The organism is Comamonas aquatica NBRC 14918, assembly GCF_000739875.1.
In the GTDB taxonomy this organism is placed as follows: Bacteria; Pseudomonadota; Gammaproteobacteria; order Burkholderiales; family Burkholderiaceae_C; genus Comamonas; species Comamonas aquatica.
The window spans coordinates 1-17,658 of the sequence record NZ_BBJR01000066.1; the positions used below are offsets into that span (position 1 = coordinate 1).

Annotated in this window: 18 protein-coding genes; 15 read left to right on the forward strand and 3 right to left on the reverse strand. The window is 61.4% G+C overall.

What is annotated here, in order from left to right; all coding sequences use genetic code 11:
* On the reverse strand, positions 1–697 hold a 697-nt coding region (locus CA2_RS14800), incomplete at its 3' end, for an MCP four helix bundle domain-containing protein (RefSeq protein ID WP_156106074.1).
* 235 nt (positions 698–932) lie between these two features.
* Here CA2_RS14800 and CA2_RS17705 point away from each other — a divergent pair.
* The 9 genes from CA2_RS17705 (at position 933) to CA2_RS18350 (ending at position 11,611) form a co-directional block, all read left to right on the forward strand.
* Positions 933–1,741, forward strand: a protein-coding gene (locus CA2_RS17705; RefSeq protein ID WP_156106076.1) for an IS5 family transposase whose coding sequence is annotated in 2 segments (ribosomal slippage) — positions 933–1,263 and positions 1,263–1,741 — 810 coding nt in all. Because the reading frame shifts where the segments join, the coding sequence is not laid out codon by codon here.
* A gap of 166 nt (positions 1,742–1,907) precedes the next feature.
* A complete protein-coding gene (locus CA2_RS14815; RefSeq protein ID WP_042419002.1) occupies positions 1,908–2,315 on the forward strand; it encodes a hypothetical protein in 408 nt (135 codons plus the stop codon).
* Positions 2,316–2,327: 12 nt separating this feature from the next.
* Positions 2,328–3,707 carry a hypothetical protein gene (locus CA2_RS14820; protein WP_042419005.1) on the forward strand — a complete coding sequence of 460 codons (1,380 nt, stop codon included), beginning with the start codon at positions 2,328–2,330 and terminating at the stop codon, positions 3,705–3,707.
* A 2-nt stretch (positions 3,708–3,709) separates the two neighbouring features.
* Positions 3,710–4,981 carry a hypothetical protein gene (locus tag CA2_RS14825; protein WP_042419008.1) on the forward strand — a complete coding sequence of 424 codons (1,272 nt, stop codon included), beginning with the start codon at positions 3,710–3,712 and terminating at the stop codon, positions 4,979–4,981.
* Positions 4,975–6,156, forward strand: a complete 1,182-nt coding sequence (locus tag CA2_RS14830) for a hypothetical protein (RefSeq protein ID WP_042419011.1) — start codon at positions 4,975–4,977, stop codon at positions 6,154–6,156. The genes CA2_RS14825 and CA2_RS14830 overlap by 7 nt, the downstream gene beginning before the upstream one ends.
* On the forward strand, positions 6,153–9,320 hold the full coding sequence (locus CA2_RS14835) for a hypothetical protein (RefSeq protein ID WP_042419014.1): 3,168 nt from the start codon (positions 6,153–6,155) through the stop codon (positions 9,318–9,320). The genes CA2_RS14830 and CA2_RS14835 overlap by 4 nt, the downstream gene beginning before the upstream one ends.
* Positions 9,317–9,763 carry a hypothetical protein gene (locus CA2_RS14840; RefSeq protein ID WP_042419017.1) on the forward strand — a complete coding sequence of 149 codons (447 nt, stop codon included), beginning with the start codon at positions 9,317–9,319 and terminating at the stop codon, positions 9,761–9,763. Before CA2_RS14835 ends, CA2_RS14840 begins: the two co-directional genes overlap by 4 nt.
* Complete coding sequence (locus CA2_RS18080) at positions 9,764–9,904, forward strand: hypothetical protein (protein ID WP_156106078.1); 141 nt, start codon at positions 9,764–9,766, stop codon at positions 9,902–9,904. It abuts the gene before it with no gap.
* A gap of 126 nt (positions 9,905–10,030) precedes the next feature.
* On the forward strand, positions 10,031–11,611 hold the full coding sequence (locus CA2_RS18350) for a coiled-coil domain-containing protein (RefSeq protein WP_174435622.1): 1,581 nt from the start codon (positions 10,031–10,033) through the stop codon (positions 11,609–11,611).
* A 168-nt stretch (positions 11,612–11,779) separates the two neighbouring features.
* Here the strand turns inward: CA2_RS18350 and CA2_RS14850 are convergent, their stop codons facing one another.
* The gene (locus tag CA2_RS14850) at positions 11,780–12,127 is read right to left on the reverse strand and encodes a hypothetical protein (RefSeq protein WP_042419042.1); all 348 of its coding nucleotides are present in this window, start codon (positions 12,125–12,127) and stop codon (positions 11,780–11,782) included.
* Positions 12,128–12,357: 230 nt separating this feature from the next.
* On the opposite strand from CA2_RS14850, the gene CA2_RS14855 reads away from it, so the two are divergent.
* The 5 genes from CA2_RS14855 to CA2_RS17715 all read left to right on the forward strand — a co-directional run bounded on the left by CA2_RS14855 (position 12,358) and on the right by CA2_RS17715 (position 15,510).
* Positions 12,358–12,624, forward strand: a complete 267-nt coding sequence (locus CA2_RS14855; RefSeq protein WP_042419021.1) for a holin — start codon at positions 12,358–12,360, stop codon at positions 12,622–12,624.
* Positions 12,617–13,087 (forward strand): lysozyme, encoded by a 471-nt coding sequence (locus CA2_RS14860; RefSeq protein WP_042419023.1) that lies wholly within the window; start codon positions 12,617–12,619, stop codon positions 13,085–13,087. Before CA2_RS14855 ends, CA2_RS14860 begins: the two co-directional genes overlap by 8 nt.
* A complete protein-coding gene (locus tag CA2_RS17275; RefSeq protein ID WP_052369959.1) occupies positions 13,084–13,572 on the forward strand; it encodes a lysis system spanin subunit in 489 nt (162 codons plus the stop codon). Before CA2_RS14860 ends, CA2_RS17275 begins: the two co-directional genes overlap by 4 nt.
* A 184-nt stretch (positions 13,573–13,756) precedes the next feature.
* Positions 13,757–14,698 carry a helix-turn-helix domain-containing protein gene (locus CA2_RS14870; protein ID WP_156106080.1) on the forward strand — a complete coding sequence of 314 codons (942 nt, stop codon included), beginning with the start codon at positions 13,757–13,759 and terminating at the stop codon, positions 14,696–14,698.
* Between the two features lie 29 nt (positions 14,699–14,727).
* Complete coding sequence (locus tag CA2_RS17715; RefSeq protein ID WP_081889029.1) at positions 14,728–15,510, forward strand: hypothetical protein; 783 nt, start codon at positions 14,728–14,730, stop codon at positions 15,508–15,510.
* A 456-nt stretch (positions 15,511–15,966) separates the two neighbouring features.
* On the opposite strand, the gene CA2_RS14875 is transcribed toward CA2_RS17715, so the two are convergent.
* The gene (locus CA2_RS14875; RefSeq protein WP_042419032.1) at positions 15,967–16,686 is read right to left on the reverse strand and encodes a Rha family transcriptional regulator; all 720 of its coding nucleotides are present in this window, start codon (positions 16,684–16,686) and stop codon (positions 15,967–15,969) included.
* Between the two features lie 540 nt (positions 16,687–17,226).
* Between CA2_RS14875 and CA2_RS17720 the strand changes: the two genes are divergently transcribed.
* The coding region (locus tag CA2_RS17720) for an ESPR domain-containing protein (RefSeq protein WP_156106082.1) at positions 17,227–17,658 on the forward strand (432 nt) is incomplete at its 3' end.

Here is a 17,658-nt window from a genome sequence, read left to right on the forward strand (position 1 = left end):
CACTGAGGTCACCACCGGCTATTCGATCAGCTGCTTGCACGGCCTGTGCCAAGGGAGCAGTGATCGAGCGAATGAGCCACGCCGCTGCCAGGAACACCAAAATCACTGCACCAATAGAAACAGCAACCACGGTATTTTTTGCGGAAGCGTAAGTCTCAGTTGCAGACTTCGCCGCTGCAGCTGCACCTTGCGCATTGAGCTGCACAAGTTTGTCTGTCAATGACTTGAGTGCAAGGTACAAGGGGCGCGACTCTTGGCTCATGATTGCTGTCGCAGCGACGTTCTCGTTCTTGCGCGACAGCTGCAAGGCTTTGTTGTTGACCTCCACATACTTGGTCCAGCCGGTAACGAATTCCTCGTAGATTTTTTTCTCTTCCAGGCTGCTGATCATTGCCTCGTACCGTTTGCGAACTTCTGCCAGTTGAGTACGTTGCTCTTCAATCTGCTTGTCCAATGAGGCCATGTTGGCTTCGTCTGTGGCCATCACATGGGCCAAGATCGTCAATCGCAGATTTGCTATTTCAGCATCTATGGCATTGACAGCTTGCACGCTGGGCAGCCAATTCTCTGCGACAGCATCGGAGTTCTTATGCAAATCGCCCAACTGCATTAGTGAGGTGGCTGCCAGTGTTAGCAGCATTGCCAGCAGCAAGCCAAACGAACCGATCAGTCGCGTAGAGATTTTTAAATTTCGCATGTTTTGCAGAGAGGGATCTGGTGTTTTTATCTTAAGAGCTCTTGACGTTTGTCACGATCTAAATTATCGCTGTCGAGCAACTACCTGCTGAGTCTCATGCAATATCCAGATTGTTAAAAAAGATGGCTATTAATTCTTCAGATTCATGGATTGACAGTGAATTGAAGAGATTCTTAAGAGTGGCTAACACCACTTCCCGTGAGAGCCCGTCAGAGCGGTTATGCTCGCAGCCCTCATGGCACGACGACCCGTAAGCAAAGAACTGTGGCGACAACTACAACCCCTGATCCCGGCCTTTGTGCCTTCTGCCAAAGGCGGTGCACGCAAGCTCGCAATCAGCGATGAAGCCGCCCTCAACGGTATCTTGTTCGTGCTGCAAACAGGCATTCCCTGGGAAGACCTTCCCCAATCTCTTGGGTACGGCAGCGGTATGACTTGCTGGCGGCGCCTGCGCGACTGGAATGCCGCGGGTGTCTGGGAGCAGTTGCACCAGGCCATGCTGACTCGCTTGCGTGAACATGACCAAATCGATTGGAGCCGGGCCAGCATTGATGGCTCCTCGGTACCAAGCCCCCGGGGGGCCAGGAAACAGGGCCCAACCCCACGGACAGAGGCAAGCTCGGCTCCAAGCGACACATCGTTGTAGACGCCAGAGGCATCCCGCTGGTGATCTTGGTAAGCGGGGCGAACAGGCATGACTCCAAGATGTTCGAGAAGTGTGTGGATGCGATTCCTGCGATTGCAGGCTTGGCAGGACGCCCCCGTAAAAGGCCAGCCAAGCTGCACGCTGACAAAGGCTACGACTTCAAGCGATACCGAGCCCACCTGAGGCAGAGGGGCATCATTGGCCGGATTGCCAGACGAGGCATTGAAAGCAGCGAGCGGCTGGGCAAGCACCGGTGGGTGGTGGAGAGGACGCACAGCTGGTTTGCAGGCTTTGGCAAGCTGCGAATCCGCTTTGAAAGACGGCTGGATATCCACGAGGCGCTGCTGAAGTTGGCGGCAGCGATCATCTGTGCGCGCTTCGTGGATCGGTGGTGTTAGCCACTCTAAATCTGAATACGAATCGTCTATCTTTAATATCGTTAAAGAGACGAAATTCCATGGTTAGGTAGCCATGCAGTAAACGCTGTTGGATTCAACCCCGCCTAGGTGTGGCTGCACTTGGAAGGAGTGAAGAGACTGAAGGCTCTTTTCAGGAGCCCCAGTCATGGCCAATTCCCTCTACGCGCGCGGCAAGCAGCGCATTCTCGAAAAGCAGATCAGCTTCAAGGACGACGACATTCAGGTGTTGCTTGTCTCCGCGGACTACATCCCCGACCTGAACGTCCATGAGTTCTTGTCTGATGTGCAGGCCTACGCCCTGGGCGGTGGCGCCAAACCCCTGACGGACAAGACCACCGCACTGGGCGTCTTCGACGCCGCCGATGTGAGCTGGTTGAAAGTGACCGCTGGCGCCACGGCCAAGGCGGTGATCCTGTTCAAGAGCACTGGCGAGGCGGGCACATCGCCGCTGCTGGGCTACGTGGACACCATCACGGGCTTCCCGGTCGCCACCAACGGTTCGGACATTACCGTGCAGTGGGACAACGGCTCCTTCAAGATTTTCAGCTTGTAAGCGGGGTGCCCCATGCCAAGTTTTAACGACTGCATCGTGGTGCCCTTCGGGCTGGCCGAGCTGGCGGGGGCATCCAGCGCCGTCGGCGTGCTGGCCTATGCCGATGGCCAGTACCTGCCTGCCATGTCGGCCGCACCGGTCAACCAGCACACGGTATTCGTGGCCCACTCGCGCAACGGCAAGTTTGTGGCGTGCCTGTGCCGTGTCTTGTCGGAAACCCAGTATCCGCCCTCTGTGTCGTTTTCCAACACGGCCTATCAGGTCGATGTGTACGACACCGACAGCTGGCAGCGCGTGCACACCATCGACCCACTGGAGGGTGGCGCGAACTTTCCGAATGCCGTGGTGGTGAGCAATGCCGGGGTGGTGGCGATTGCTGCTGCCGGTGACGGCGTGCGCGTGGTGGATGCCGTGGGCAAGGCCGAGCTGGCCGTGCTGACGTTTGCCGATGGCCCGCCCGCGACCTACATGGGCACCAACATGGCCCAGGTGCTGGACTTCAGCCCCAACGAGGATTACCTGTTCGTGGCCCGCGTGGCCTACGGCGTGGCTGCCTTCAAGACCGCCGACTGGACGCGTGATGCTGCCATGAAGCTGGATGCGGCGTTCTATGACCCGGAGGCCGGTGACGATGGTGCGATGCAGTCGCCGACCAACTGGCTGAAGTTCAGCCCTGCCGGTGATGCCGTCTACCTGTACGGCCCGGAGCATGGGTTTCGCGGCAAGTCCTGGCCCGCGCTGCAGCCGCTGACCCTGCCAGCTTTCAACATGGGCGGCTCCGTGCGCGACCTGGGGTTCTCGCCGGACGGCCAGACCCTGTTCTACACCCTGGCCGCCGATGGTTCGGGCGTGGGGACGCTGACCAAGCTGAACCTGGCGGACGCCGGCGCCGAGCCAGTGGATGTGCTGGTGACCGCTGCGGACACCTTCAAGTCCATGGCCAATGTCGGCTTCAGCCTGAGCGCGGACGGCACCAAGGTGGCCTTGATGGGCTATGTGCCCGGCAACCTGGTGAATCGGGAGTACGGCGGCGCTGACCAAGCGGCCACCGTGATCGTTGCGGACGCCGGCACCGGCGCGGTGGAGAAAACCACCTTGTGGACGATCCGCGGCTTCCTGCTCGATACGTTTTGCCGCTTTGCGGTGTGGCTGCCCGTGGCCAAGCTGCAGCTGGTGACCGGCCTGATCAAAGACGAGGCCGGCGCCGGTGTGGCGCGCACCGTGGTGCTGCAGCCGCGCGAGCAGGACAGCCCGATGCAGCCGTACTGGACCCAAAGCGATGCCACGGGACGCTTCAAGGTGCCGGTGGCTGCGACCGGCAAAGTGCTCAACCGCATTGCGCTGGACAGCACGGGCACCTTCAACGACCTGATCGACAAGGTGCAGGTGTAAGCATGGTCCTGGCTGCTGATCAAGCCGGTGGGGCCTGGCAGGCCGGCCCCCGCTACAGCCCCTTGCTGGCGCTGGATGCGGGCAGCAGCTGGGCCGTGTCCGCAGAGCTGCCCCAGGTGCCCGGCTATGACCCCCTGCTGCCGGCCGAGGCCGGGGCCACCTGGCGCGGCGCCCAGCCGTACCACGCCCTGGCCGCTGCAGCAGCTGGTGGGCAGTGGCTCCCGGCAGACACCGGCGGCGAGGACTTCACGCCCTATGTGCCCCTGGCCGCTGATGGTGCAGGGGCTTCCTGGCAGGGCAGCAAACCCTCTCAGCCGTTGCCTGCTGGCGCTGCTGGCGGGCAGTGGATGCGCACGGGCGGCACGGCCGAGCCCGAGCCTTACGCGCCGCTGCCCCTGGGGGCGGCCGATGGCTCTTGGCAGGGTGCCCAGGCTTACCAGCCGCTGTCGGCCAGCACTGCCGGCGCGCAGTTCGCCCACCCCAAGCCCGCAGCCCCGGTGTACCGGCCCCTGGCCGCAGCCAGTGCCGACGCTTCCTGGCTGGGGGCCCAGCCCTATGTCGCCCTGCAGCCGGACAGCGCCGATGCCCAGTGGCAGCAGCAGACGCCCGCCGAGCCCACCGGCCATGCGGCCACAGGTTTCCAGGCCACCAAGTTCGGCACGCCCGAGCGCTGGATTGCGCCCCCGGCCACGCTGGTGCGCGCCCAGGGGTGGCAGACGGGCAGCTTCGGCACCCCCAATGTGCCGCACCAGGCCCTGCCCATCATGGGCGGCGCCTCCTTTGGCACGCCCCAGGCCACGTTCCACACGGACATTGGCGGTGGTGGGGAGCCCGTCACCGTGCAGGCGCGCGGCTGGCGCAGTGGCAGCTTCGGCCGCCCCGCGGCCCAGGCACAGCTGCAGGTGCAGGCCCAGGGCTGGCAGAGCGCCCAGTTTGGCCAGCCCGTCGCCCGGCAGACCGTGCACGCGGCAGCCATCGCGCCGGCCACGGCCTTCGGCACGCCAGCGGCCCAGCTGCAGCTGCAGGCCCAGGCACGCGGCTGGCAGGTGGCCCGCTTTGGCACGCCCCTGGTGCAGCGCCAGGGCAATGCCCAGGGCTTTGCCGTCACCAAGTTCGGCACGCCCACCGCCGGGGCCGCCTTCGGGGCCCAGGCCCAGGGCTTTCAGGCCAGCACCTGGGGCACGCCCGCCATGGCCGTCCGGGTGCATGCCCTGCCGATTGCGCCGGGTACACGCTTTGGCCGGCCCACACGCACATGGAGCACCGAATGCTGAAACTCAAAGACTGGCGCGGCATCAACAACGTGTCCGAGCCCGAATGCATGAAAAACCAGGAGCTGGCCGTGGCCCTGGACGTGGATGTGGGCCTGGACCGCGAGATTCGCCGCCGCGACGGCTATGCGCAGCTGTCCGAGGCCTGCCACAAGAACGTGCACGAAGGCCAGGGCTACGTCCTGGCCACCCGCCTGGGCGGGGAGCTGGTGGCGTGGCCCGATGGTGCACCGCCCGAAGCGGCCACCAGCTTGCACCCCTCGCTGGGCATCGCCCGGGTCTGGTACTGCAACCTGCCCGATGGGCGCACCGCCTTCACCAATGGCCTGATCAACGGCATCACCGATGGCCAGCGCGCCAGTGACTGGGGCGTGCCCGTGCCCCAGGAGCTGGGCGGCAGCACACAGGTGGCAGGCAAGCTGCCCCAGGGGGAATACCGCTACGCACTGACCTACACCCGGCTGGCCGATGGCCTGGAGGGTGGGGCGGTCTACAGCACGCCCCTGGTGCTGGACGAGGGCGGCTTGCTGCTGATGGGCCTGCCCGTGCTGGAGGGCTACCAGATCAACGTGTACCTCACGCCCCCCAACAGTGACCATGCCTATCACGCCGGCGTGGCCCGGGGCGACAGCTGGAGCTACATGGGCGAGGTGGATGCGCTGACGCTGCCATGCCGCACAGCGTTCCTGCAGCCGGCGCCGGTGGGCACCGTGCTGGCGTTCTGGCGTGGCCGGGTGCTGGTGGCCGTAGGCAACGTGCTGTATGCCTCGCTGCACGCCGAGTGGGAGCTGTTCGACCTGCAGCGCGACTACAAGCAGTTTGGCGCGGCCATCACCCTGATCCAGCCGGTCGATGACGGCATTTACGTGGGCACCGAGCGGGGGTTGGTGTTCCTGGCCGGCACGGAGTTCGACAGCCTGCAGTACGTGCCCCTGCTGCCCGAACCCGTGGTGCTGGGCTCCGGCGTGGCCGTGCGCGGCGACCTGGTGGCGCTGGGCGATGGCCGGGGCAATGGCGCGGCCATGCTGTGCATCGTGGGCGGTGGCGTGCTGGCCGGCTTCAACTCCGGGGCCGTGAACCGGCTGACCCACCAGCGCTACCGCACCGCGGCGCGCGAGGTGGCGGCCACCTTCCGGGAAGTGGGCGGCATGCCCCAGTACATCGCCATCCCGCAATGAGCTTGTTGAACACCCCCTTCTGGCAAGACCTGGGCGGCAACCCCCGCACGGGCGTGAACCCGCCATCGCTGGTGGTGCGCAGCGGGCGCCTGACGCCGCAGCGCCACGGGGAAATCCAGCAGATTTACATGCGCTTCAGCATGGCCAAGCTGACGGCCGTGGGCGATTTTTTCGTGTTCAACCGGGTGCTGACCGATGGTACCCGGGTGCGCATCGAGTCCATGCAGGGCCGGGACCGGGTGATGGTGTGGGCCAGCGACGCCGAGCAAGCGTCTGAATGGGACTACGGCTGGTGCCTGGTGCCGGCCGATGCGCAGTCGCTGCAAGGCTATGTGCGCCGTGCTGGCACATCCGGCAGCCTGCTGCGCCAGAACTTCAGGGCGCCCACAGGCCAGGACGTGGACCCCAAGGTGTTCACCTTTGTGGACGGACGCACGGGAAAGCGCCATGTGGGTGACAGCCGCGTGGGCGGCAACCGCGTCTGGCGTGGCCCGCCCGGCAAGGCCTTGGTGCTGACCTACGAGGGCGACACGGTGTATGTCGCGGGCAAGAAGACCAAGCTGGACTTTTTTGGCAGCGAAGGCTTTACCACCGGCATTGATGGCGCGGCCATTGCCCTGCGTGAGCAAGAACCATGGCTGGTGATGATCACCCAGTCGGTCGAGCGCACGGGCTTGGTGGTGGCGGCCATCAGGGTCAAAGACCTGAAGGCGGTGAACCGCGAGTATGTGGAGTGCGGCCCCGCCGTGGTCCCCAGCGGGGATGCCAATATGCCCATCGTGGCCTGGAATTTCTCGCCCGATGGTTTGAAGGCCATCGCCTTGGGCGGTGTTCCCGTGCTGGGCGGCAATATCCCGGGTTCGCTGAACCTTATTTACCGGGTGGAGCTGACGCCGATTAATGGCACCACGCCGTTTTCTGTCAAGCGCAGCACGCAAGAGCAGCAGGATATTGGCGTCACCCGGGTGGGCAGCAGCTTCAACCCCGAGGCGGCCACGCGCAATCTGCATTGGGAAGGGTGGCGGGATTTTTACGCCCGGCTGGCGCGCAATTACTACGCGGCCTACCACCACCAGGTGGAAGGGCAGTTTGGGCAGGAGCGGGATTATCAGGAAAAGGACACCTGGAACATCAATCCCACCATCGTGGCCGAGGGGGCGGGCGATACGCCGTTTCAGGCGCCGGTGTTCTATGACCCGATTTTGAGCGTTGTCACGTTTTCCACCAAGGGCGGGCAAGACAACATTCCGTTTTTCCCGGACCGGGACACGCAGGAAATTTCAACGCAGGCCCCGGTGGTGATTCCCAAGGCCGCATTCCTGTTTGACGATGGCGACGTGCCAGACAGTGGCATCCACTACACCCGCGAGCTGGTGCGCGACGAGGACCGGCCAGGGCAGAACGTCACCCTCCCGCCGCCGCTGGACGAGAACCAGGTGGCGGTCCGGCCCGAGGGCGCAGGCGGGTGGTTTGTGCAGTCGTACCGTGCCACCAACTGGATCAAGAATATCTTTGAATATTCGCTGGAGCCGCAAAAGGTGCGCTGCAAGGTGCGATTGATTGGCCTGGTCGTCAAATATGTGATGCCCAGGGTGCCGACGCCCACCTTTGATTCCCTGCAGCAGCTGGCCAGCCATTTCGATATGCGCTGGAGTGACGTGGCATTCAGCAGCGCCTCGCTGGGCACGTCCATTAACGGCTATTACGGCGCCTTGGTGGCCAAAAGCGACTACCCCCGGTTGACCGATGCAGCGCGCTATCTGAGCGGCCTTGCGGACAATTTGATGGATAGGCACCAGCAGCGCGACCTTGTTAATGACACTGTAGGCGTGGGTGCCCACCGGGTATTCAATCTGCGCGGCAGTGAGTTTGAGGCCGGGGATTCTGTTCCTGAATATGGCAGCAATGAGTATGAGATTGGGGGCGTGTATTACCGCACCAGTCCGGGATTCAGATACGCAGAATCCAATACCACCGGCCAATACAAGCCGTTTGGCCTGAAGGCAGATTTTTACGCCACGCCCAAATTCAAGAATCACTACACCACCAGCTGGCATTTTTCCTGCCAGGTGGCGCTGACCGGCCGGTGCTTGCTGGCGGCCGGCTATGACCGGCAGGGCCAGGAGCGTTTCATCTACTTTGAGGGCGACGAGGCGCGCACGCTGCGCTACACCGCCAGCGTGCTGGCCGACGACGAGGCCATTCCCCAGCGCAGCGTGGCGTACTCCGGCGAGCTGGGGTGCGTGCTGAAGGTGGGCAGCCAGGTGGTGGGTCAGACCAGCTACGCCGTGGCCGATGCCTTTGGCGGCCCCCTGGAAGAACACGATGCCCGGTGGTGGACCCATTCAGGAACTGGCCCTGCCATCACGGTGAAAAACCTGATCGTGTACGACCTGGATGTGGCCCTGGGCCACGTGCTGTGCCGGGAGGTGCGCGAGGTGTTCAGCGCCACCGGCGAACCTGCGCAGGCGCGCCCCACCCAGTACGAGCTAGCGATCAAGGATTTTTTGCACACGCCCACCGCCGTGCACGAGCTGGGCCAGGGGCGCAGCTACGCCGATGGCGCCCGTGTGCTGGACGAGGCCGTGCGGTATTTCGCCTCGACGGCCGCGATGTTCGGCAAGACCTGCCTGCATTTCATTCCGGACGGGGAGCTGGAGGTGGGGCCCAGTCATTTCCTGCGCGATGGCCCCGCCAACCAGTTCTACGCCGCGCTCTTGCCGCTGGTGCCCAGCAGCCAGCGCAACCCGGCCGCCAACGCCTACGGCTGGAATGACAACAACTTTGAAACGGTGTGGGCGCGTGACGCCTTGTTTCTCTACCCGGGCAGGGATGGCCGGACCTTCCACTACACCGGCACCGTGCTGCACATGAACGTCTACACCCAGCTGGAGCTGGCCATGAAGCCTGCGGGGGCGCATGCCGTGCCACCGCGCGCCACGCTGCAGCTGCGGTCCTTCAGCGATGACACCTGGATGGTTTGCTACTGCCAGGAGCAATACACCGCGGTGGCCGACAAGCCGACCACGCAGGCGCGGTACTTCATCAAGTGCGGCAAGAAGTCCCCCGTGACCGAGGTGGACGCTGCAGCCGCTTTCCCTTTTCTTCTTGCCGATTCGCCCAGCCTGCAGCGGGTGGGCTTTTACTTTGGAGCCAAGCCATGAATGCCATCGTCATGAACACCTTGAATGGGGCGGTCACGGAATACAGCCGTTTCGCCTTCCAGTCCATCACCCCCAGGCTGGCCGGCTCTGCCCTGGGCCTGTTCCAGCTGGGGGGCGACACCGACGCTGGCGAGCCCATCGCCGGGCGCATCGACACCGGCGCGCGCGACTGGGGCGGCACGCAGATGAAGGGGGTGGCCGCGGCCTACTTCTCCCTGCGCCAGACCAGCGGCGAGGCGCTCTTTGCCGTGGGGGTGGAGGGCGGCAGCGTCTATCCCTACCCCGTGGCCCTGCGTGCCAAGGGCGTGTCCCGGGCAGACCCCGGCCGCGGCATCCGGGAAAACTTTCTCTCGTTCGGCTTCGAGGTTCCAGGCGGGCAGGCCTTCGTGCTGTCTGTCATCGAGGTGGACATTCGCGCATCCAAGACACGGAGGGTTGCTTAAATGGCATCCGCACAAGAAATCGTCAATCAGGTCTACCGCACCGCCGAGGAATACGCCCAGAAGGCGCAGACCCAGCTGGGCGCTTTCACCAACGCGCTGAACGCTGCGATCTACACGCCGCCCACGGTGTCGTTCAAGTGAGAAACCCCGGCCGCGCCCACGATCCGCGCCATCCCGGACGCGCCCGAGCTGCCCGAAGTCAGCTTCAACCCGGCCAACCTGCTGGCCCGCCCGGCGCCCTTCAGCGCCACCGTACCCGAGCTGGGCGTGAACCGGTTTGAGCTGGATGACCTGGAAATCACGATCCCCGCCGCGCCGAGCCTGAGCTACGGCGCCATCCCCGCGATCCCCTCTATCCGGGACGTGGCCACGCCCGACGCCCCGGTGGTGGTCATGCCGGACCAGCCGGTCTACATGGAGGTGGGCACGGTCACGTTCGCCGGCGTGGACTTGCGCGAGGACTGGCTGGACGGGCTGGAGAGCCGGCCCACGCTGGAGCTGCTGGAGCCTACGCCCTACCAGTATGTGGCGGGGCCGGAGTACGCATCGCAGCTGCTGGAGCAACTGAAGGCCGTGATTGCCCGGCGCATGCAGGGCGGCACCGGGTTGGCGCCCGCCGTGGAGCAGGCCATCTGGGACCGTGGGCGCAGCCGTGAGACAAACATTGCCTTGGCCAAGTCCCGTGAGCTGCAGCGCACGGCTGATGGGGCGGGTTTCCCGCTGCCCACGGGCGCGCTGGTAGTGGGGCTGCAGCAGGTCAACAAGGAATACTACGACCAGCTTTCCACCCTGAGCCGGGAGGTATCCATCAAGCAGGCCGAGCTGGAGCAGGAGAACCTGCGCCAGTCGATTGCCGAGGGCATGCAGCTGGAGGCCAAGCTGATCGACTACAGCTACCAGATGGAGCGCCACGCCTTTGAATCGGCCAAGGCCGCGGCAGAGAACGCGATTGCGCTGCACAACGCGGCCATCCAGAAGTTCAACGGGCTGCTGCAGGGCTACCAGACCTACGCCAGCGTCTACAAGACCATCATCGACGGCCAGCTGGCCAAGGTGGAAGTCTTCAAGGCGCAGCTGCAAGCTGAAATGTCCAAGGCGGAAATCAACAAGCTGCGCGTGGAGCAGTTCAAGGCCGAGATCGAGGCCCGCATGTCCACCGTGGAGATCTTCAAGGCCCAGGTGGGCGCCGCGCAGACCCTGGTGGAAATCGAGAAGGCCAAGATCAGCGCCGCCGGCGAGCAGGTGCGCGGCTACGTGGCCCAGGTGAACGCCGAAACCGCCAAGATCGAGGCCTTCAAGGCCCAGGTGCAGGGCGAGGCCACCAAGGCCGAGGTCTACAAAGCCAAGGCGGCAGCCTATGCCTCCCAGGTGGGGGCTGAGGCCGAGATCTCCCGGGCACACGTGGCGCGCTACCAGGCGTTGATCACGGCCAAGACCCAGGAATGGGATGCCTACCGTGCCAGCCTGCAGGCCGAATCCACGCGCATCGATGCCGTGGCCCGCCAAAGCGGCGCCATGCTGGATGGTTACCGGGCAGAGACCGCAGCCGCGACGGCCGAGGCGCAATCGCAGCTCAAGCACTGGGAGGCTGTGGTGCAGCAGTACGCGGCCGGCGTGCAGGGCGCGCTGCAGACAGCCCGCATCAACAACGACGCTACCAATGCCGCGAACGCCGCGCGCCTGGATGCTGCCAAGGCTGGCACCCAGGTCTATGCGCAGCTGACCAGCGCGGCCTACTCGATGATGAACGTCAGCGCAGGCATCAGCGGTTCCGCCAGCATGAGCGTGGGCTACAGCTACGGCGGCGAGGTGTCTTCCAGCGTGCCCCCTATCAGTTCGATCGGATAGCGCCCCGGCTAGGGCTAGGAATTCCTGGCCCTTGCCAAGACACAGCACTACAGAATCATCACCGCCATCGGCACGCTACTACCGCGGTGGTCGTGCAACTTGTGGCGAGCAAAGAAGGCCGCATCTCAAGCTCATGCACGAGGCAAGTGTGGCACCTTTGCGAAATCCTCAGTCCTCGAGATGCGGCAGGGGAACCGGGCTGACCACAAAGGTATCGCCGTTGTTGTCTTGCTTGATCACGAAGCCGGGACGCAAGGCGTCATCGACCGGTTGCCACAGCACGCAGGGTGGGTGCCTAAAGTCGCCTTCCCAACCCACCTCAGCGGCGGCAATCTTGGCGGACTCCCAGAGGTCAATGAATTCGCTGTACGAGAGCCCAGGGCTGGAGTCCTCGCCATAACGAACCAGGTTTTCTGCTTCAATTTTTGCGAGGGTGACTGCCACACTCTCGACGGTGGGCAGGAGGTCCCAGTTGAAGTCGATGGGCACTAGCTCGGAATAGACATACCAGCTCATAGATTCCTCCATGTTTGCTGGTTTTAGATGCTAACAGCGGCGTGGCGTGCAGCTGTGACGACACGCGCTGCCTGTGTTGCGCCCGTGCACCGATCGCTTGCTTGGGGGCCGGCCTTCGCGTCGCCCCGGCTAGGGTTAGGCATTCCTGCCCCCGGCCGAGACACTGCTCCGCAGAAGGCAGTCCACCCCCCAACCGCCGCCTTCGGGCGGTTTTTTTACGCCCGAACACCATGAAAGTCGAAACAGCCATCGAAGCCGCCAACGCCGCAGCCATCGGCAGCAAAACCACCCTGGCGGGATCTGCAACGGCAGGTGTGGGCTGGGCCACCTCCAGCGCGTTCTTTGGCTGGGTGGGCGTGATCATCGCGCTGCTGGGCCTGGGGGTGAACTACTACTTTCGGCGCAAGGAGCATGAGCTGCGCTTGCGCGATGACGCACGCAAGGAGGCCGAGCACCTGGCGCGCATGCAAGCCATTCAGGGAGGGTGCGATGTCTAGCAAAGCCAAACTCATCGCCGCCATTGGCGCGGCCGCCACCGCGCTGGTCGTGCCGCTGGTGGCCAGGTACGAGGGCACGGTGCTGCGCACCTACCGCGACCCCATCGGCATCATCACCGCGTGCACCGGCCACACCGGGCCTGAGCTGCGCATGGGCCAGACCTTCACCCGCCAGCAGTGCGAGGCCATGCTGTACCAGGACCTGGCCCAGCATGCCGATGCCTTGGGCTGCATCTACCAGCCGCTGACCGACGGCCAGCGCGCCGCCTTCCTCAGCTTTGCCTTCAACGTGGGGGAGGGGGCATTTTGCCAATCCACCCTGGTGCGCAAGGCGAACGCTGGCGACCTACACGGCGCGTGCGCAGAACTGAGTCGCTGGACCTATGCCGGTGGCAAGCAACTGCCCGGCCTGGTGCAGCGCCGCGCGGCAGAGCGCCAGTTGTGCGAAGGGGGGCTGGCATGAGTGCCCGGGCCCTGGTGGCCGCCGTGGGCGCGGCCTTGGTGTTTGGGGCGGGCTGGGTGGCCAACGGCTGGCGCCTGGATGGCCAGCACGCCGCGGAGCTGGCCCAGCGTGACCGCCAAGCCCTGGCCGTGGCCGAGCAGGTGATGGCGATTGGGCGTGCAGCGAATGCCGCCATCTCAACCGCAGACGCGAAAGCGTGGAAAGGACTGGAAGATGACAAGAAAGAGCTACGCCGCCTGCGCGGCTGTGTCGCTGATAGCACTTGCGGGGTGCACCTCATCGCCGGCGAAAGTGGTCACGGGCCCAGCGATCCAGGCGCCGGCAGTGTGGGCCATGACACCGTCGAACTCGATTCAGACGTTCAACGCCGTGTTCTCGACCACCGAGAAGCCATCGGGGAAGACGCCAGAAAACTAGAGTACCTGCAGGCGTATGCACGACAGTGCTGGCGCGCCACCGACGGTGATGATGGGCCTAGCCGGTGATTGGCTTCGCTGACTGCAATTCGACCCAAAAGAGACATTCATAGGGATGTCAACGTCGATGCTGCCCCATATGTTGCTCCTTGCTTAGGAGGTGATGAACAACTCAGCATAGGGTGATAAAAAATAAAAAATGAATTTGTGACGCACATACGCACAATGATGCAAAAAAGCATACAATGCATACATGACGCACGCACTCACAATTGATATGAAAAATCAAAAAACTACCGTTGAATTCACTCTTCAAGACATCAAAGGTGAGTTGAGGCACTACATGATGGCCCTCACTATGGTGATCGGAGATTTCTTTGGCCAACACGCTATTGCAGGAGTTCTAGGTCTTCAAGAGCGCGATGAGTCTCTTTTAAGCACAGAAGATATTTCCCACTTGGCAGTCTTTGAGCGCCTAGAGGAAGCCTACGACTATGCATTCCTCGGATATGAAGGCGGCTTTGCCCTTGAAACCTATTTCGAGCTCCTGAAAGACCTCTTGCAAATGTTCGCTTGCAACGATTTATTGGAAGTCGCGTACTGCGACTCTAATGTTCAAGCTGGCATCGAGTATTCCAAGGGAGGCTTGGAAAAGCTGGTTTCTATGGGATATGCCAGGATTAACTTGGATGGCACATTTCCATGTTCTGATGACCTTGATGCCAAACAGATTGCATTGCTGGCGGGAATCACTGAGCGTAGCGTTCAAAACGCCTTTTCTTTGAAAGGAGAGGCTCGGCTTAACGCTTCCAAGTCTTCTACTGGTGGCTACTACGTAGCAGCAAAGGAGGCTCTTCGCTGGCTAAAAGACAAAAAGGGCTTCGTCCCCACTCGATCACGCGTGCCTCTGTCCGATGATCAGCAGTGGCCATCAACGATTTCCTCACTATCAGAACTGCGAGACATGCTCCATCAGAAGATGAACGGCATGGGACTATCTATTGAAGAGTTGGCCGAGGCTATCGGGCAAAGCCAAGAGCTTGTTCGCGGTAAGTTAACTAAAGCTACACAGATCACATTTCAAGACGCTTTGCCATTTGCAAAGGCGCTGAAAATTGATCCACAGATATTGCTATTGCAGATCATGTCCTTGTGCCACCCTGAAGAAGCACGGCTTATGGTGACAGCGAAATAAGAACCAAAAATTTTGAGAAATTTGAGAAAATGAATACAGATCTAATTACCCGCTTTGCTCCCGTCATTCGTGCCCTGACACCCTCTGAAATCAATGACTCCAAAGTCTTGCAACAGAAACTTGAAATTGCACGGCAAGATCGAATCCAAGTCTGCTACACCCCATTTGAATACTTGAATAAAGATGCGCGAGTTGTCATCGTTGGCATCACTCCTGGTGCGACTCAACTAATGAATGCTGTTAAGGAAGTGCGCCGCCAACTAGATATGAAAAGTTCATATGAGAATGCACTTAAAGAAGCGAAGGCAACTGGAGCATTCAGTGGCGCTATTCGCCCAAACTTGACAGGAATGCTTGACTCAGTAGGTATCGCTGGTTGGTTGGGAATTAAAAGCTGCGATGAGTTGTTTACAAGCTCAAAGCACTTGGTTCAAACATCGTCCGCTCTTCGCAATGCAGTTTTCGTTGATGGAGAAAATTACAGCGGTAGTCCCAACATGGTTCGTACTTCTGTTCTGCGCGACCAATTACTCAGTCAATTTGCACATGAGGCTCAAGCACTCTCAAAGGCTGTATTCATTCCACTGGGCGACAAAGTATCCGAAGCACTTCACTTTCTAGCCAAAGAAGGAATCCTATCGTCAGACCACATCCTAGATGGCCTGCCACACCCTTCAGGAGCTAATGCGGAGCGCATCGCATATTTCCTAGGACGCAAAGAACGCTCAGCACTGTCTGCCAAAACGAATCCTGAGAAAATTGATTTAGCTCGTGCTGAACTGATATCAAAAATTAAGGCATTAAAGCGTTGACCTTGTCCTTGTGACTGACTGCTGGAAAGACAGCACCTTTCGTTTTGTTGTTTCGGCAACTTTGGCGTGGAGCTAAAAACTCCACGTTTTTTTTACATTCATCAAGTCAAAAAAATCTCGCCAACTCCGATGGCGTTGCCTCGCTTTCTGTAACTCTGTGCTTAGAGTGGCTAACACGACCCAGCAAACCCAAGGTTTGCGGTCGAGACGAGGCGTGAAGCTGCAGGCAGTACAAAAGTACGACAAAGCGACACAATGATGTATCGAGGGTGGTGTTAGCGGCTCTTAGAGTCAATTTCGATAGCTGCTTCTGGCCGTAAGCCGTCAGCCCACCAAAGCCCCGTCCTTCGGGGCATTTTCACGCCCTCGCAATCGGTATCTTGTTCAGCTTGGTGCTGTACGTCAGCGAAAGCGCAAGCAAGCCCGCCCGGGTAGAGCCGTGGCGGGCTTCACTTTTCATCGCAGCTGCAAGCTGCCCTGCTGCGGTGCGGCCACCACGTTTCGCGCTGCCATGCGGCCCAGGCGGGCGGTGCAGGTGGATGCGAGTTGGGTCAGCGTCTGCACATCCACTGCCAAGCTGTCTTCGATCGCGCAGTGGAAGCGGTCAATCGGCATCACGTAGGCGTTGCGGTCCACAGGCTTGACGCGCGCGACCGCACCTTCCTCGGCGGTCACATCAAAGCGCAGCATGTACCGGTTGAGCTGCCAGTCCTGGGCGTGCATCACGGCATCAAACACGGATTGGTAGACCTCAGCCGTGGCCACCAGAGCGGCTCGGTGGGCGAGGGCGATCTGGTCGGGGTCGTAGGCGGGCTTTTGCAGCTCGGCCTCCATGCGGTTGAAGGCGGTTAGGTACGCCACTTTCCACGCCGCAGCCTCTTTGCCCGTGAAGCCCATGGCCAAGAAAACAAAGCCATCGCGGGTGATGCGGTAGGCCGGGTCTTGGCGCGTGCGGCCAACGCCCAAGTCAGTGACGATTTGTATGGGTGCAAAATTGCACTCATAGAAATCTGCGTCCACCGTGTTGCGCAAATTGCGAATGGCGCGCATCACAATTTTGTGCTCTTTGCCAAAGTGTTTGGCAATCTGGTTGCTGGTGGTGGTGACGTGGCCTTCAAAGATTTGAAGGCTAGGGGCTGCGATGGCAACGGACGTGCCTGTGGTGGCTTGCGACATGACGCTCTCCTGTTTGAGATTCGAAGCCTCATCGAAGCGTTCTTACGCACTTCAATGAGGCGGCCGGGAGGTTAAGAACCTGCAAACAGACAGGCGGACTTCTTCCCCTTGCGGGTGTTGTATCCGTCGCCCTCCCGGCCATAAATCAAGCATCTGTCAAAGTACAGATGTGCAATGTCCGGACGCAAAAAAACCGCCTAACTTTCGGGTGCGGTTCTTCCGCTGTTTGAAGGAGTTCTTACGCTCCATCCCTTTCGAGACCGCGCCAGTATAGCGCGAGTGGCTGGATACGGCAGTTTGCCGCCTGTCGGGCAACGCCTGTTGAATTGCGCCAATATGGTGCTAATTATTTGATTTTTAATATAAATCTTATAGCTTGATGCGTATGTTTGATGCGCGATGGGGCTAAAAAAACTGGTTTCAGTGATAGACGTGAAGGCCTTATTTGGTTACTGTCTGTGTCCTTTTTTACAGTGATTTCAGGCGGGCTTGGTGTCTGAAGCACGGCGTACACCTATTTACAGCCAATAGCTGATTCACATGAACCACATTTATCGATCGATTTGGAACGCCACATTGGGCTGCTGGGTGGCCGCCCCTGAGACTGCAAGCACGGGCGGCAAGGTCAGCCGCTCCCGTACCATCTGCCAGCCACCAGTGGATGGGATGCGGACAAGCGCCCCCCGTTCCTGCCTGCGCCAGCGCGCCCCCGTGTGGGTGGCTGTACTGGCACTTTGCGGGCCAGCTTCCGCCGCGGACATCGAACTCAGCACTGTGGGTGATTCCCACGACATTTCCGCCACGGGCAGCCAGACCGTCGATAACTTCAGCGGCGTAGTGGGAACCACACTCATGCTGGGGGGCAGCACACTGACCTTCGGCACGGCGACCAGCGGAACCTTCGCCGGCTCGATCAGCGGCACCGGCGGGCTGGTGAAGCAGGGCGCAGGCACGCAAACCTTATCCGGCGCC